Raw genomic sequence first — 15,911 nt, forward strand, 5'->3', positions numbered from 1 at the left:
GCACGCCGTGGAACACCGACCAGGCCGGGAGGCCCTCCGCATGATCCTGCTGCTGTCGACCTCCGACACCGACCTGCTGAGCGCCCGCGCCTCGCAGGGCCCCGTCCGCTACCGGCTCGGCAACCCGGCCCGGCTGTCCGCCGAGGAGCTGCCCGCCCTGGTCGAGGGCACCGACCTGGTCGTCGTCCGCCTGCTCGGCGGCCGCCGCGCCTGGGAGGACGGCCTGGACGCGCTGCTCGCCGGGCCCCGCCCGGTCGTCGTGCTGACGGGCGAGCAGGCCCCGGACGCCCAGCTGATGGAGCTCTCCACCGTCCCGGCCGGCATCGCCGCCGAGGCGCACGCCTACCTCGCGCACGGCGGCCCGGCCAACCTCGCCGAGCTCGGCGCCTTCCTCTCCGACACCGTGCTGCTCACCGGCCACGGCTTCGCCCCGCCCGCCTCCGCCCCGGCCTGGGGCCCGCTGGAGCGTCAGGCCCGCGCCTCGGACGGCCCGCTGGTCGCCGTGCTCTACTACCGCGCCCACCACATGAGCGGGAACACCGCCTTCGTCGAGACGCTGTGCAGCGCGATCGAGGACGAGGGCGCCCGCGCGCTGCCGCTGTACTGCTCCTCGCTGCGCGGCGCCGAGCCGGAGCTGCTCGCCGAACTCGGCCGGGCCGACGCCATCGTCACCACCGTGCTCGCCGCGGGCGGCACCCGGCCCGCCGACGCGCAGGCCGGCGGCGACGAGGAGGCCTGGGACGCGGGCGCACTCGCCGCCCTCGACCGGCCGATCCTGCAGGCCCTGTGCCTGACCTGGTCGCGCTCGCAGTGGGAGGAGAGCGACGACGGCCTCTCCCCGCTGGACACCGCCACCCAGGTCGCCGTCCCGGAGTTCGACGGCCGCCTGATCACCGTGCCGTTCTCCTTCAAGGAGCTGGACGAGGACGGCCTGACCGTCTACCGCGCCGACCCGGAGCGCTCCGCCCGGGTCGCCGGCATCGCCGTCCGGCACGCCCGGCTGCGCCACACCCCGGCCGCCGAACGCCGCCTCGCCCTGGTGCTGTCCGCCTACCCGACCAAGCACGCCCGGGTCGGCAACGCGGTCGGCCTGGACACCCCGGCCAGTGCGGTGCGCCTGCTGCACCGCCTCCGCGAGGAGGGCATGGACCTGGGCACCGGCCTGCCGGGCCTGGACACGACCTCCTCCGCCCACGAGGGCGACGAGCTGATCCACGCGCTGATCGCGGCCGGCGGCTACGACCAGGACTGGCTGACCGAGGACCAGCTCGCCCGCAACCCCGTCCGCATCCCCGCCGCCGACTACCGCCGCTGGTACGCCGCCCTGCCGCAGGGTCTGCGCGAGCAGGTCGAGGAGCACTGGGGCCCGGCCCCCGGCGAGCTGTACGTGGACCGCTCGCAGAACCCGGACGGCGACATCGTGCTCGCCGCGATCCGCTCCGGGAACCTGCTCGTCCTCATCCAGCCGCCGCGCGGCTTCGGCGAGAACCCGGTCGCGATCTACCACGACCCGGACCTGCCGCCCAGCCACCACTACCTGGCCGCGTACCGCTGGATCGCCGCCGCGCAGGAGGACGGCGGCTTCGGCGCGCACGCCGTGATCCACCTCGGCAAGCACGGCAACCTGGAGTGGCTGCCCGGCAAGACGGCCGCGCTGTCCGCCGAGTGCGGGCCGGACGCCGTCCTCGGCGACCTGCCGCTGATCTACCCCTTCCTGGTCAACGACCCGGGCGAGGGCACCCAGGCCAAGCGCCGCGCCCACGCCACCCTGGTCGACCACCTCGTCCCGCCGATGGCCCGCGCCGACTCGTACGGCGACATCGCGCGCCTGGAGCAGCTGCTCGACGAGTACTCGACGATCGCCGCGATGGACCCGGCGAAGCTGCCGGCGATCCGCGCCCAGATCTGGACGCTGATCCAGGCCGCCCGGCTCGACCACGACCTCGGCCTGGACGAGCGGCCCGAGGACGACGGCTTCGACGACTTCCTGCTGCACGTCGACGGCTGGCTGTGCGAGGTCAAGGACGCCCAGATCCGCGACGGCCTGCACGTCCTCGGCCAGGCCCCGGCCGGCACCGACCGGGTCAACATCGTGCTCGCCATCCTGCGCGCCCGGCAGATCTGGGGCGGCGTCAGCGCGCTGCCCGGTCTGCGCGAGGCGCTCGGCCTGGACGAGGCCGCGCTCACCCTCGGCGCCACCGACGCCGCCGAGGCGCAGGCCCGCGCCCTGGTCGAGGCGATGGAGGCCGAGGACTGGGCCCCGGAGGCGGTCGAGAAGGTCGCCGCCGGGCACCCGGACGCCGTCCGCGAGGTGCTCTCCTTCGCCGTCACCCAGGTGGTGCCGCGGCTGACCGCGACCACCGACGAGCTGGACGCCGTGCTGCACGCGCTGAACGGCGGCTTCGTCCCGGCCGGCCCGTCCGGCTCGCCGCTGCGCGGTCTGGTCAACGTGCTGCCGACCGGCCGCAACTTCTACTCCGTCGACCCCAAGGCGATCCCGAGCCGGCTCGCCTGGGAGACCGGCCAGGCGCTCGCCGCCTCGCTGGTCGAGCGGTACCGCGCCGACAACGACGGCGCCTGCCCGCCCTCGGTCGGCCTCTCGCTGTGGGGCACCAGCGCGATGCGCACCGCCGGCGACGACATCGCCGAGGCGTTCGCGCTGCTCGGCGTCCGCCCGGTCTGGGACGACGCCTCGCGCCGCGTCACCGGCCTGGAGGCGATCGGGCTGGAGGAGCTCGGCCGCCCCCGGATCGACGTCACGCTGCGGATCTCCGGCTTCTTCCGGGACGCCTTCCCGCACGTGGTCGCCCTGCTCGACGACGCGGTGCGGCTCGCGGCCCGGCAGGAGGAGGCGGACGCCGACAACTTCGTCCGCGCCCACGTGCAGGCCGACCTCGCCGAGCACGGCGACGAACGGCGGGCCACCGTCCGGGTGTTCGGCTCCCGCCCGGGCACCTACGGCGCCGGTCTGCTCCAGCTCATCGACAGCCGGGACTGGCGCACCGACGCCGACCTCGCCGAGGTGTACACGGTGTGGGGCGGCTACGCCTACGGCCGCGACCTCGACGGGCGCCCGGCCCGGGAGGAGATGGAGAGCGCCTACCGGCGGATCACCGTCGCCGCCAAGAACACCGACACCCGCGAGCACGACATCGCCGACTCGGACGACTACTTCCAGTACCACGGCGGCATGGTCGCCACCGTCCGGGCGCTGACCGGCAAGAACCCCGCGGCGTACATCGGCGACTCGACCCGGCCGGAGACCGTCCGCACCCGGACGCTCACCGAGGAGGCGGCCCGGGTCTTCCGCGCCCGGGTGGTCAACCCGCGGTGGATGGAGGCGATGCGGCGGCACGGCTACAAGGGCGCCTTCGAGATGGCCGCCACCGTCGACTACCTGTTCGGCTACGACGCCACCACCGGGGTGGTCGCCGACTGGATGTACGAGAAGCTGACCGAGGAGTACGTCCTCGACCCGGTCAACCGGGAGTTCCTCTCCGAGGCCAACCCGTGGGCGCTGCACGGCATCAGCGAGCGGCTGCTGGAGGCCGCCGACCGCGGCCTGTGGGCGGAGCCCGACGAGCGCCTGCTCGACGAACTCCGCGCGGCCTACCTGGAGACCGAGGGCGACCTGGAGACCGAGGGCTGAGCCGGCCGCACCGCGGCGCGCGGGGGCACCTCCCCGTGCGCCGCCATTCGGGTGGCGCCGATTGCGTTCGATCCGCGCCCCGGGTGCATACGATCTCCGCATGACGTTGCGCACGGCGTTGTCGCAGCCCGCCCGGTGGTACTCCCTCGCGGCCGGCGGGCTGCCGGTGCTGGCGTTCCCCGGCGCCGGCCAGGCCTGGCTGGCGTGGGTGGCGCTGGTGCCCGGGATGCTGCTGATGCGGGCGGCCCCGGGCGGGCGTGAGGCCGCGGTGCGGGGCTGGTGGTTCGGGGCCGGGTTCATCCTGGTCGCGATGTACTGGCTGGTGCCGTCGATCGGGCCGGCGCTGCTGCCGCTGGCGGTGGTGTTCGGGGCGCTGCAGGCGGCGTTCGGCTTCGCGGTGCACCGGCTGCTGCACGGCCGGGTCGGGCCGCGACGGGCGGCGGCCGCGCTGGTGGTGGTGCCGTCGGTCTGGGTGGCCTGCGAGTTCGCCCGGTCGTGGCACGCGCTGGGCGGTCCGTGGGCGCTGCTCGGGGCGAGCCAGTGGGAGCATCCTGCGGTGCTGGCGCTGGCGTCGGTGGGCGGGGTGTGGCTGGTCAGTGCCGTGGTGGTGGCCTGCAACACCGCGGTGGTGGTGCTGGTGGCGGGTCCGCTGCGGGTGCTGCCGACGGCCGTGTTCGCGGGGTGCCTGGCGGCCGGGCCGGTGCTGTTCGCGCTGCTGCCGCCGCCCTCGCAGGGCGGCAGCGCGACGGTGGCGCTGGTGCAGCCCGGGCAGACGTCCGACGACGCCTCGCGGCTGGCGGCGAGCACCCGGATCACCCGCGCTCTGGTGGACCGGCCGGTGGACCTGGTGGTGTGGGGCGAGTCCAGCACCACGGCCGACCTGGACCGGGAGACCGCCGTGCTGGCCGGTCTGCGGTCGCTGTCGGCGGCGACCGGTGCGCAGCTGCTGGTCGGCGAGGACGCGCGCAAGGCGGACGGGCGGATCTCCAAGGACGCCGTGCTGGTGACCCCGGACGGCGTGGCGGCCCGCTACCGCAAGATCCGGCTGGTGCCGTTCGGCGAGTACATCCCGTTCCGCTCGGCGCTGGGCTGGATCGCGGGGGTGAGCAAGGCCGCGGGCGAGAACCGGGCGCCGGGTGCGGCGTTCCGGCTGCTGCCGACGACCGACCGGGCCGGCGCCCCGCTGCCGGTCGGTGCGCTGATCTGCTTCGAGTCCGCCTTCCCGGACATGTCGCGATCGGCGGCCCGGGACGGCGCGCCGCTGATCGTCTACCAGTCGGCCACCTCGACCTTCCAGCGGACGTGGGCGCCGGAGCAGCACGCCTCGCTGGGCGCGATCCGGGCGGCGGAGACCGGCCGGCCGGTGGTGCAGGCCGCGCTGACGGGCGAGTCGGTGGCGTACGACCGGCAGGGCCGGCGGCTGGCCCGGCTCGGCACGGACGGGTCGGGGGCACTGGTGGTGCGGGTGCCGCTGGCGGAGCCGTCCGCGCTGACCTGGTACGACCGGCTGGGTGACTGGGTGCCGCTGGGGGCGGTGGCGGTGACCGCGGTGTCCGGTGCCGTGGTGGCGGTGCGCCGCGGCCGCCGGTCGGCGGGCGCCCCGGCCGCGGGCCCGGCGGACGGAGCGCAGCAGGAGGCCGGCCGGCCGGCGGCCCGCGGCCGGGCCTGAGCCGGCGGGCTCTCCCCCGCCGCCGTCACTGCCCGGAGCCGCCGCCCGCGACGTGGATGCCGAAGATCGCGCCCTGCGGGTCGTGCAGGACGGCGAGCCGCGGCCCGTCCGGCACGTCGGTGGGCGGCAGCGCGACGGTGGCGCCGAGGACGGCGGCGCGTTCGGTGGTGGTGTCCACGTCGGCGACCGCGAAGTACGGCATCCAGTACGGGCCGACGTCGGCGGGGAACTGGTCGGCCATGTCGGCCATGCCGCCGAACTCCCGGCCGGGCAGGCCCCACTGGGTGTACATCTCGCCGACGGTGACGCTCCAGCCGAAGACCCTCGGGTAGAACTCCTTGGCGCCGGCGGTGTCCCGGGTGGCGAGTTCGACCCAGCCGAGCGCGCCGGGCTCGTCGATCAGCGGGGTGCCGGTGAAGCCGCGGGCCTGCCAGAGTGCGAACACCGCGCCGGACGGGTCGGCGGCGACGGAGAAGCGGCCGAGGTCGAGGACGTCGGCGGGTTCCGTCACCAGCCGGCCGCCGGCGCCCCGGACGGCGGTGGCGGCGTCGGCGTCGTCGACGGCGAAGGAGATCGTCCAGCTGGTGGGCTGTCCGGGGCGCTGGACGGGGCCGAGGCCGGCGACCGGGTCGGTGCCGAGCATCATCAGCGTGTAGCCGCCGGCCTCCGGGTTCGGGTCGACCTCGGTGCGCCAGCCGAACGTCTCGCGGTAGAAGGCCTTGGAGCCCTCCGGGTCGGTGGTGGAGATCTCCACCCAGCAGGGGGCTCCGAGCGCGGGTCTGTCGATTCTCATGTCACTCCACCACCAGGACGAGTTTGCCGCGGGCGTGTCCGGACTCGACCTCGGCGAGTGCCTCGGGAGCCCGGTCGAGGGGGTAGGTCGCGGTGATCCGCGGGTCGAGGCCGCCGGCCGCGACGAGTGCGGCCAGTGCGGCGAGCGCCTCCCGGCCGGGGTTGCGGCGGACGGCGCTGCCGCCGAGCGCGGCGGCGGTGTCGGGGTCGGCGGTGGACACCAGGCGGGTGCGGTCGGCGAGCACGGCGGCGGCCTCCCGCAGGTCCTCGCCGCCGATCAGGTCGAGGAGTCCGTCGACGCCGTCCGGGGCGGCGGCCCTGATCCGGTCGGCCACCCCTTCGCCGTACCGGACCTGGGTGGCGCCGAAGGAGGCGACCCAGTCGCGGTTGCGGTCGGCGGCGGTGCCGACCACCTTGACGCCGCGGGCGCGGGCGATCTGGGCGGCGGCGCTGCCGACGCCGCCGGCGACGCCGAGGACGAGCAGGGTGCGCCCCGGCTCCAGGGCGAGCTGCTCGACCGCGTCCCAGGCGGCGGCGCCCGCGACGGGCAGCGCGGCCGCCGTGGCGAAGGGGACCCCGGCGGGCTTGCGGGCGCTGACGGCGGCGTCCAGCAGGGCGTGTTCGGCGTAGCCGCCGGCCACCGTGACGCCGAAGACCTCGTCGCCGACGGCGAAGCCCTCGACGCCCGGCCCGACGGCCTCGACCACACCGGCGGCCTCGACGCCGAGGACGGCGGGCAGCGGACGGTCGGTGCCGAGCCAGCCGTTGCGGATCTTCCAGTCGATCGGGTTGACCCCGGCCGCGCGGACGGCGATCTGCAGCCGGTCCGGCCCGGGGACGGGCACGGGGCGGTCCAGGAACTCCTGGTGCTCCGGGCCTCCGAACGCCCGGTATCCGAACGCCTTGGACATGCTGCTCCCTCGGGGTCGGCGACTTCCTTCCGCCCAGCTTGCTGGGCACAAGGCCGGGACGGCCGGGAATGGTGGGCCGAACGGGAGGTGTCGTGCGTGACGCAACGGCAGTTGTTCAAATTGGAACCACGAGGTACGGTCTGACCCTGACCGACCGGTTCGAATGTGAACCACATCTGAACCACACGACCTCGGAGGCCCGGCCATGCCGCAGACCGACACCGCCCGGACGCCGCTGCCCGGCCCCGCCACCGTGCGTTCCCGGGTGCGCATCCCGCTGGCCTTCCCGGACGGCTTCCGGGTCGAGGCCGAGGTCTTCACCTTCCACGGCCTGGCGGACGGCGCCGAGCACCTCGCGCTCGCCCTCGGCGAGGTCGGCGGGACCCCGCTGGTGCGGCTGCACTCCGAGTGCCTCACCGGCGACGTCTTCGGCTCCGCCCGCTGCGACTGCGGCCCGCAGCTGCGCGAGTCCGCGGAGCGGATCGCCGAGGCCGGCGGCTACCTGCTGTACCTCCGCCAGGAGGGCCGCGGCATCGGCCTCTACAACAAGCTCGACGCCTACGCGCTGCAGGACGCCGGGCTGGACACCTACGAGGCGAACACCGCGCTCGGGCTGCCCGAGGACGGCCGCGACTACACCGCCGCCGCCCAGATGCTCACCACGCTCGGCGCGAGCGGCATCCGGCTGCTGAGCAACAACCCCGACAAGGCCGGCCAGCTGTCCCGGCTCGGCATCACGGTGGCCGAGCGGGTGCCGACCGGCGTCCACCTGTCCGAGAGCAACGTCCGTTACCTGCGCACCAAGGCGGACGGCACCGCGCGCACCCTCGGCCACGGCATCGAGTTCCTGTCGCTGGGCGCCTGACCTGGGTTCACCCGATCGGCGCAGGGCGCGCGCGGCGCCGGGGAGCGCGTGGAAGCGTCGGTCGGTGGGCCGCGCCATCCGTCGCTCCACCCCGCCCCGCGGCCCCGCCGGGCCCGCCCGGCGCGGACCGACCCCGGGAGAGCGCCCGTGGAAACCGACTCCCTCACCTCCGACACCCTGCGCGAACTGCGCAACCCCCGGCCGTACCCGGCCGTCTCGCTGACCATGCCGACGCACCGCCGCGAGCCGGACAACGCGCAGGACGCGGTGCGGCTGAGGAACCTCCTCGCCGAGGCCGAGCGGCGGATCGACGCAGATCCGGAGGCCTCCCGGCAGGACCGCATCGACCTGCACAAGCAGCTCGAACGGGCGGTCGCCGAGGTGGACCTGCGGCACTCGCTGGACGGGCTGGTGGTGTACGCGACCACCGAGGAGCACCAGGTGTGGAGCCTGCCGCGCGAGGTGCCCGAGCGGGTCGTGCTCAGCGACACCTTCCTGACCCGCAACCTGGTCGCCGCGAAGGCCCAGGAGCGCCCGTACTGGGTCATGGCGGTCGCCGCCGACCGGGCCACCCTGTGGGGCGGCGCGGGCCTCGCGCTGCACGAGCACGAGGCGGACGGCTTCCCGATGGAGGCGGAGGGCGTGGACTGGGACGTCCAGCGCGAGGAGCGCACCGGCGGCCAGCCCAGCACCTTCAGCGACGAGGAGACCCGGCGGTTCCTGCGCTCGGTGGACACCGCGCTCGGCGCCGTCCTCGCCGCGGACCGCCGGCCGCTGTTCCTGATCGGCCTGCCGCAGGCGGTGTCCGCCCTGCAGGAGGTCGGCACCGCCGCGGGCGCGGCCGTCGCGACCGTGCTCAAGGGCGGCCTCACGGACGGCCCCGACCGCGTCCTGCTGCAGGAACTCGCCCCGGCGATGGCCCAGTTCGCCTCGCACGAGTCGGACCGGGTGAGCACCGCGCTGGACTCCGCACGCAGCCGCAAGGCCTTCGCCGCCGGCCTGGACGAGGTCTGGGAGGCCGTCTGCGAGGGACGCGTCGAGATGGTCGCCGTCGAGGAGCACTTCCAGCGGACGATGCGGCTCGCCGACGGCCACCTCGCCCCGGCCGACGACGACCGGCCCGGCGGCTGGGAGGAGGGCGTCCGCGAGGACATCGTCGACGAGCTCGTGGAGACCGCGCTGGACAAGGGCGCCGAGGTGGTCTTCGTCCCCGACGACGACCTCACCGCGCACGACCGGATCGCCGCGGTGCTGCGCTACTAGCGCCTGCCTCGGGCAACCGGGTGGTTGATTCAGGGGCGCGGGGACCCGCGCAGTCCGGGGGCGGGCACCGTAGCGACATGGGCCGAGCCCGGATCCGCACGGCGATCCGCATCCGGGTCGCGCAGTTCCCCGCGCCCCTCACGGATACCCGTACGCCGTTGAAGACGACCCGGGCGGCGCAGCCCTGCGCGCGTCGGGCCGCGCCGCGGCGGAGGCTGGAGGAGTTGTGCACCCCCGGCCGAGCGATCCAGGAGCCGCCATGTCCCCGCACTCCCGCCTGCGCCCCCTCACCGGGCCGACCGCCCGGGCCGGCGCGATCCTCGCCGCGGCGGCCGCGCTGACGGCCCTGGCCGCCGCGTGCAGCAGCTCGGAGAAGACGGTGGGCGGGATCAGCCCGGCGGTCGTGTCGGCCGCCGCGGAGGCCTCCCGGCACGCCGCATCGGCCGCCGCCGAGGCCTCGGAGCTGACCGGCGAGGACGCCTCGGCCGCCGCGTCGAGCGCGGCGGCGCTGATCTCCGAGGCGGCCCTCGCCCGGGCCGCCTCCGCCTCGGCCGCGGCGGCCTCGGTGGAGTCCCGGGCGGCCGCCTTCGAGTCCTCGGTCTCCGCTCAGGTGTCGAAGTCGCGGCAGAGCGCCAGCGCCGCCCTGAGCGGGGTCGCCGGCACCGGCAACGCGATCGGCGACGTGGTGCTGACCGGGGTGCCCACCACCGCCACGGACGGCTTCCCGGCGGCCACCGTCACGATCACCAACTCGACCTCCCAGCCTGCGGGCTACGCCGTCCAGGTGGACTTCCTGGACTCCTCGGGCGCCACCGTGGAGACGGTCGTGGTCGGCACCTCGGACGTCGCCCCGGGCGAGCGCCGCACGGTACTGGCGCACGGTGACCAGAAGGTCGCCGCGGCCAGCGCCAAGGTCGCGCGGGCGCAGCGGTTCTGACCCGGCCGGGGTGCCGACCGGGTGACACGGTCGCATCCTGGGACGGGGGTTGTTCGACACCGGAGGTGGCCACTCATGCAGGGACGGGGAACGGTCGAGCCCGAGGCCGTCGTGATCGGAGCAGGCCCGTACGGGCTGGCGGCAGCGGCGCACCTGCGGGGCGCCGGCGTGTCCTTCCGGGCGTTCGGAGAGCCGATGGCGGGCTGGCGCGAGGGCATGCCCGCGGGGATGTTCCTGAAGTCGACACCGCGGGCGTCCTGCATCTCCGACCCCTCGGGCCGTTACGGCTTCAACGACTACCGCCACCGTGCAGGCCGCGGCACGGTCGGCGACACCTACCCGATCCCGCTGGACGAGTTCGTCGAGTACGGCGAGTGGTTCCAGCGCGAGCGGGTGCCCGAGCTGGAACGGACGCAGGTCGCGCGGGTCGAGGGCGCACCGGGCGGGTTCCGGGTGACCCTGGAGGACGGCGAGTCGGTGACGGCCCGCTCGGTGGTGGTGTCCACCGGTCTGCGGCCCTTCGCGTACCTGCCACCCGAACTCGCCGCACTGGCCGGGTCGGACCTGTGCTCGCACACCAGCGAGCACGCGGACCTGCGGAAGTTCGCCGGGCAGCGGGTGGCCGTGGTGGGCGCCGGACAGTCGGCGCTGGAGAGCGCGGCCCTGCTGCACGAGGCCGGGGCCTCCCCCACCGTGGTGGTCCGCGGCCCGCGGGTGATCTACGGCGAGCCGCCGGACGCCGATGTGCCCTCCACCCGACCGCTCATCGCCCGGGTGACCCGGCCGTCCAGCAACCTCGGCCCCGGGTGGGGCATGCGTGCCTATGCCGACATCCCCTGGCTGTTCCGGTTCCTGCCGGACGACGCACGGGCCGTTCGGGTCCGCAAGGTCCTCGGCCCGGCCGGCGCGTGGTGGCTGGAGGAGCGGGTGGACGGCCTCTTCCCGGTGCTCACGGGTCATCCGCTGGCGGCGGCGGAGGCGGTGGACGGCACCGTCCGGCTGAGCCTGGAGGGCCCGACCGAACTGCTGGAGGCCGACCACGTGCTGGCCGCCACCGGCTACCGGGCGAACGTGGCCCGGCTCGCCGTCCTCGACGAAGGGCTGCGCCGGGCGATCCGCACCACGGCCGCGGGTGCGCCGCGGCTCGCCCCGGGGCTGGAGTCGTCCGTGCCGGGCCTGTACTTCACCGGCCTGGCGGCGGCGGACACCTTCGGACCGGTCATGCGGTTCGTCTGCGGGACGCACTTCGCCGCCCACCGGATCGGCCGGCACGTGGCCGCCCGCAGCCGCGCCGCGTAGTCGGCGCGCCGAGGAGGCCGTCCAAGGGCGCCGGGAGCGAAGCCCGGCGCCCCCGCCTGCCGGGTCAGGAGCGGAGTGCGGAGCGGAGCAGACGGTAGGGGGCGGGGAGGCTGAAGCGGAGGACGGCCATCGCGGCGGGTGCGGGATCGTCGGCGGCGAACCAGGCGTGCTCGGTGCGGGGCTCCGGCCACAGGCCCCAGGGGCGGCGGCGGTCCGTCCAGGCGGTTGCCGCCGCCGACAGGGTGTCGAGGCGGCCCATCCGGAACCTGCGCGGGAGTTGCGGCCCGGACGGGACGGGCCGGCCGGTCAGCGAGAGGTGCAGGGCCCGGACGACGTCCACCCCGTCCACCGTCTCGAACAGGCGGAACTGGGCGCCGTTGCGGGGGTTGAAGTCCACCAGGTTGTAGCGGCCGGTGCGGCGGTCGTAGCGCCAGTCCAGGTCGGCCGTCCCGCAGTAGCCGATGGCCCGGCAGAAGTCGCCAGCGATGGCGGCCAGTTCGAGGTTGCTCCGGGTGTGCCCGCGAGTCGTCACGCCGGTCTCGGGCGGCCAGGAACGGTCCTTGACGCCGGTGAAGACGACCAGCGGCTTGCCGCCCGGGCCGCAGCACAGGTGGGTGATCCAGTCCTCCGCCGCGGCCTGCGGCACGTACTCCTGGAGCAGCACCGACAGCGGGCCGTCCGGCGGGCACGCGGCCAGCAGCGCGGCCTCGTCGGGGACCACCGTGGTGTGGCTGACGGCCGGCGCGGCGAGCCTGGTGAAGGGGGCGAGGTTCTTGAGCACCACCGGGTACCCCCAACTGCGGGCCGTCGACAGGAGTTCGGCACGGTCGGCGGGGGTGGCGGCACGGGGCGTCGCCACGCCGTGCCGACGGCAGAGTTCGCCGAGGGCCCCCTTGTCCGCGAGCCGGCGCGGTAGTCGCGCCGGGACGGGCGGCAACAGGAAGTGCGGGGCCAGTTCCTCCTGGTGCTCGGCGAGCAGCACGGCCGCCTCGTCGTCGGTGGGCACCGGGATCGTGCGCCGGCCGATCGCCCGGCCGGCCGCGAGGAGGGCGGCGACCAGCACCTCGGCGGGCTCGCGGCCGGTGCTCGGGCGGACGAAGGCCCGGCGCACGTACCGGGAGACGGCCGTGGGGGTCAGCCGGTCCTCGACCAGGGCGTACACCGGGACTCCGGCCCGGCCGAGCGAACGGGCTGCACCGGTGGCGCCGTAGGCGTCGGGGTACCGGCCGACCTTGACCAGCAGCACGGGGACCTCGCGGTCCAGTTCGGGTCCGTTGGCCTGCATCGGTGTCCACCTCCTCGGGCGGGTCAGCGCTGCCAGACGGAGACCCAGCCGACCTTGAGCGCGGCCGAGTCGGTGCCGGGCGACGGCGCGGTCTGGAAGCCGACCGCCAGGTTGAGCACGAGCTCCATGGCCACGTGCGGGATCGCGGTCGGCTCGGTGACCCGGAACCGCTGGACGCCGTCGACGTACCAGGTGACCGAGTCGGGCTGCCAGTCGACGGCGTACACGTGGTAGCCGTCGGCGAAGTCCTGGGGGCCGTAGTCCTTGCCGATGTGGGTGTCGTTGCCGTCGGGCGCGCGCCAGTGCAGGTTGGCGGACACGTGGGTCGCCGTGTTGATGAACTCCGCGATGTCGATCTCCGGCGGAGTGCCGCGGGTCTCGGCCGGGATCAGCCAGAAGGCCGGGAACATGCCCTCGGCCTGGGCGGGCACCTTGATGGCGGCGGCGTAGTAGCCGTAGGTGAAGGTGTGCCGCGGGGTGCCGTCCCAGTGGTCCCGCCCGGTGGTGACCATGCCGGAGGTCCAGGGGTAGGTCTTTCCGTCGGTGCCGTGGGTCTCCCGGCGCTGGGCGGTGAGGGTGAGGTCACCGTCGGCGACGGACACCTGGCCGGGCAGGTACCACTCCAGCTCGTGGTTGCCGGCGTTGGTGCAGCCGCCGAGGTTCCAGTCGTAGCAGGTGGTCCAGTCCGCGGTGTTCAGGCGGGAGCCGTCGAAGTCGTCGTGGAAGACCAGGTGCCAGGGGCCCGGCAGGTTCGGTGGCTCGGTCGCCCGCACGGTGCCCTCGCTCTCCGCCCGCGCCTTCGACGCCGGGGAGGTCAGGGCGGTCGGATCGGCGCACGCGGCGGCGCCCGCCAGCAGGCAGGCCGCGGCCAGCGCGCCGGCCCGCAGCGAACGGCCGTTCTGCCGGCCCGCCGGTGGGGGCGGTGCCGACCGGCCGGACCAGGTCCCCGGATCGGGAGGCGGCCAGCGCCGCCGCGGGTAGGGCAGCACCAGCAGCGTGGTGAGGACCGCCAGCACCACCAGCACCCTCCGGGGGGTGAACGTGTGGGTGAGCAGCATCGGGACGGCGGCCACCGCCGAGAGGACCGCGCTGCAGGCGAGGGCGGGCACCACGGCGGTCAGGGGGGCCTGCCGGACGCCGGCGGGCCAGCGGCAGCGCAGCACCAGGGCCGTGCCCGGCACGGCCAGCAGGGCGACGGCCGCGGTGGCGGTCCGCACCGGGCCCGCGGTCAGGGTGGTTGCGGCGACCCCGGCCCAGGCGAGCAGGGCGAGCACGAGGCGCAGGTGGGGGCCGGCCATCACGGCTGCCTCACTTCGGGTTTGGGCTGGTTGTCGACGCCCCCGGCCGGTGCGACGTCGGTGGGGCCGTCGGTGGACGGCGCCACGTACTGGTAGACCACCGCGTCCGGGCTGGTGTAGACGGCGCGGAACTCCGGTGAGCCGGCCGCGAGATCGGCCAGTCGGCGGACGGTGTCCTCGGGCAGCACCCCGGTCAGCCGGCAGTCGGCGATCTGGGCCCGGGTGAGGACGAGGTAGGACGGGCCGGCCACCACCGGGTAGGTCAGTTCCTGGCGGAGCACCGGCAGGGGGTCGGCCAGCATGCGGCGCTGCTCCGCCTCCGGGAGCTGGCTGAGCACGATCCGGGTGCGGTCCTCGTCGTAGTGCATCTCGCCGCCGGGGAGGGCGGTGCCGGTGGCGAAGACGATGCGGGTGCCCGCCGGAGCGTCCGTGGTGACCAGGCGCAGCGCCGCGACCTCCTGCGGGGTGAAGTACTTCAGCGCCTCCTTGCTGTAGTAGTTGCCGAACATGCCGGCGGCCAGCGCGGTGGCCGCGACGGCGGCGAGGGCGCGGTGCAGCACGGGACGGCGGCCGTCGCGCAGGAGGACCGTGCCGGCCAGGAAGGCGGTGGCCGGGAGCACGAAGAGGTAGGCGCGCAGGATCATCTCGCCGCCGTAGCCGTTGCCGAGCAGCAGGGGCAGGGGACCGAACAGGACGGCGACCAGGCCGGTGCGCCGCACCCACCGGTGGCAGACCAGTGCGGTCAGGGCGAGCAGGCCGATCGCCCCGGACATGCCGAGGGACAGCCAGCCGACCATCACCTGGGCCGGCGCCACGGTGCCGAGTTTCAGCTGGTTGGGCGGGCGGACGTTGCTCTCGGCCGCGCTCAGGTCGGCGATCAGGCCGCCGATGTTCTCCGACAGGTAGGGGCGGGCGATGGTGGCGTCCCAGGCGAGGGTCATCCCGACGGCGGCCGCCAGCACCGGCCACACCGTCCGGCGGTTGCGGCGGCGCAGGCAGAGCATGGTGAGAACGCTGATCGTCATCACCGGGGTCAGCGGGTGCGAGACGACCATGCCCGCGATGATCACCACGCTCATGGCGTACCAGCCGAGCCAGGGCGTCCTGGCGGTGAGCGCGGTGGCCGCCGGCCGCCCTTCGGCCGCGCTCTGCGCCGCCCGGCGTGTCTCTGCCAGCCGTCCGAGCACCAGCGCGAGCAGCAGTACGAACAGCACGAACGCGAAGGCCTGCGGCGCGAAGTAGTCCTGGCCGACCCAGGAGACCGAGTAGAAGAGCCAGACACCGCCCCATACGAGGCGCCGGCTGTCGGTGAGCGAACGGTAGAGCAGAAGCAGCGGTCCGAGCAGCAGCAGGTTGGTGATCAGCGGCCACCAGGCCGCGTACCCGAATGCGGAGTGCAGGCCGGTGGCGCGCAGGAAGAGCACGTTGAGCTGGAAGAAGCCCGGCCACTCGTTGTAGATCTCCAGTCCGCCGGCGTTCGGCACGGTGCCGTCGTGCCGGAGCATCGCGTCGACGACCGCGATGTGCTTCCATGCCCAGGCGTAGCGCAGCGTGGGGTAGAGCACGCTCGGGGTGGCGTGGATCAGGGTGATCAGCGCGACCACGTACGCCGCGGCCCAGCCCTGCGGGATGCGCGGCCGGTAGAGCACGGCGAGGAAGCCGGTGAGCAGGAGGGCGAAGCTCGCCCAGTAGAACGGCGGCAGGACCTGGAGCAGTCCGAGGTCGCCCATCCGGTCGAGCCGCGCACCGCGCAGGGCGAGCACCCACAGCACGATCGCCGCGGGCAGCGCTCCGACGGTGATCCAGGCCGCGGGGCCGCGGCCGCCGGCCACCCGCGCCAGCAGCGCCGACGGCGGGCGGCGCTGGACGGGCGGGTCGGCCGGACCGGCGATCTGCTGGTCAACCATCGAAGGGCCCTCTCCGGACAGTGGGCGTGACGGGCA

The 15,911-nt window shown here is 75.2% G+C and carries 11 protein-coding genes; 6 read left to right on the forward strand and 5 right to left on the reverse strand.

All coding sequences use genetic code 11. The features are described from left to right. The first annotated feature begins 40 nt into the window (after positions 1–40). Complete coding sequence (cobN, locus tag AB0O09_RS10550) at positions 41–3,649, forward strand: cobaltochelatase subunit CobN (protein WP_363541138.1); 3,609 nt, start codon at positions 41–43, stop codon at positions 3,647–3,649. A gap of 100 nt (positions 3,650–3,749) precedes the next feature. Next, the gene (lnt, locus tag AB0O09_RS10555) at positions 3,750–5,318 is read left to right on the forward strand and encodes an apolipoprotein N-acyltransferase (RefSeq protein ID WP_363541139.1); all 1,569 of its coding nucleotides are present in this window, start codon (positions 3,750–3,752) and stop codon (positions 5,316–5,318) included. Between the two features lie 25 nt (positions 5,319–5,343). Here lnt and AB0O09_RS10560 read toward each other — a convergent pair whose 3' ends face one another. Continuing rightward, positions 5,344–6,111, reverse strand: coding sequence for a VOC family protein (locus AB0O09_RS10560; RefSeq protein ID WP_363541140.1), 768 nt, complete (start codon positions 6,109–6,111; stop codon positions 5,344–5,346). 1 nt (position 6,112) lies between these two features. Then, on the reverse strand, positions 6,113–7,021 hold the full coding sequence (locus AB0O09_RS10565; RefSeq protein ID WP_363541142.1) for an NADP-dependent oxidoreductase: 909 nt from the start codon (positions 7,019–7,021) through the stop codon (positions 6,113–6,115). Between the two features lie 205 nt (positions 7,022–7,226). Between AB0O09_RS10565 and ribA the strand changes: the two genes are divergently transcribed. From ribA to AB0O09_RS10585, 4 genes are all read left to right on the forward strand, one after another. Then, entirely contained in the window at positions 7,227–7,886 is a 660-nt protein-coding gene (gene ribA, locus AB0O09_RS10570; RefSeq protein ID WP_363541143.1) for a GTP cyclohydrolase II, read from the forward strand. A gap of 147 nt (positions 7,887–8,033) precedes the next feature. Continuing rightward, a complete protein-coding gene (locus AB0O09_RS10575; protein WP_363541144.1) occupies positions 8,034–9,149 on the forward strand; it encodes a chemotaxis protein in 1,116 nt (371 codons plus the stop codon). Positions 9,150–9,408: 259 nt separating this feature from the next. After that, on the forward strand, positions 9,409–10,086 hold the full coding sequence (locus tag AB0O09_RS10580) for an FxLYD domain-containing protein (protein WP_363541146.1): 678 nt from the start codon (positions 9,409–9,411) through the stop codon (positions 10,084–10,086). Positions 10,087–10,161: 75 nt separating this feature from the next. Further along, complete coding sequence (locus AB0O09_RS10585; RefSeq protein ID WP_363541147.1) at positions 10,162–11,385, forward strand: NAD(P)-binding domain-containing protein; 1,224 nt, start codon at positions 10,162–10,164, stop codon at positions 11,383–11,385. A 64-nt stretch (positions 11,386–11,449) separates the two neighbouring features. Here the strand turns inward: AB0O09_RS10585 and AB0O09_RS10590 are convergent, their stop codons facing one another. The 3 genes from AB0O09_RS10590 to AB0O09_RS10600 are packed head-to-tail and all read right to left on the reverse strand — an operon-like array spanning position 11,450 to position 15,875. Further along, a complete protein-coding gene (locus AB0O09_RS10590; RefSeq protein ID WP_363541148.1) occupies positions 11,450–12,670 on the reverse strand; it encodes an ATP-grasp domain-containing protein in 1,221 nt (406 codons plus the stop codon). A gap of 23 nt (positions 12,671–12,693) precedes the next feature. After that, on the reverse strand, positions 12,694–13,968 hold the full coding sequence (locus tag AB0O09_RS10595) for a glycoside hydrolase family 16 protein (protein WP_363541149.1): 1,275 nt from the start codon (positions 13,966–13,968) through the stop codon (positions 12,694–12,696). Next, entirely contained in the window at positions 13,968–15,875 is a 1,908-nt protein-coding gene (locus tag AB0O09_RS10600; protein WP_363541150.1) for a glycosyltransferase, read from the reverse strand. The genes AB0O09_RS10595 and AB0O09_RS10600 overlap by 1 nt, the downstream gene beginning before the upstream one ends. Positions 15,876–15,911: the final 36 nt, after the last annotated feature.

The sequence above is a fragment of the Kitasatospora sp. NPDC093679 genome (genome assembly GCF_040683455.1).
In the GTDB taxonomy this organism is placed as follows: Bacteria; Actinomycetota; Actinomycetes; order Streptomycetales; family Streptomycetaceae; genus Kitasatospora; species Kitasatospora arboriphila.